Annotated in this window: 1 protein-coding gene; it reads left to right on the top strand. The window is 42.2% G+C overall.

Annotated features, from left to right (window positions below):
* The coding region (locus tag ACSZO4_RS25970) for a conjugal transfer nickase/helicase domain-containing protein (RefSeq protein ID WP_437891946.1) at nucleotides 1–296 on the top strand (296 nt) is incomplete at both ends.

Raw genomic sequence — 296 nt, 5'->3', positions numbered from 1 at the left:
TCATCAGCGTCAGCTGATGCAGCTGCTGCGAATGACTCTATACCGGAAAATAATACTGAGGACCAGCAAAATGCAGTACCGAACATAGGTGCACATGATTCATCGGGTGTGGCATTTTTTGACTGGTTAAAGCGCTCTGTTGAGGATGGTTCAGTTACCGTCAATGAAAGCGACAGTTTATTGCATGTACTTGCGGGTTACGTGTTTATGAACTCTCCAGATTGTTTTTACAGATTTATAGCAACTTTACCGGAAGGGAATCACGATAAATCTCAAATACAGAAGAGTTTCGAAGA

The sequence above is a fragment of the Phytobacter sp. V91 genome, assembly GCF_965644225.1.
Taxonomy (GTDB): Bacteria; Pseudomonadota; Gammaproteobacteria; order Enterobacterales; family Enterobacteriaceae; genus CBFFRJ01.
The sequence above is the reverse complement of the archived record's forward strand: the minus strand, read 5'-3'. Positions and strand labels throughout refer to the sequence as shown.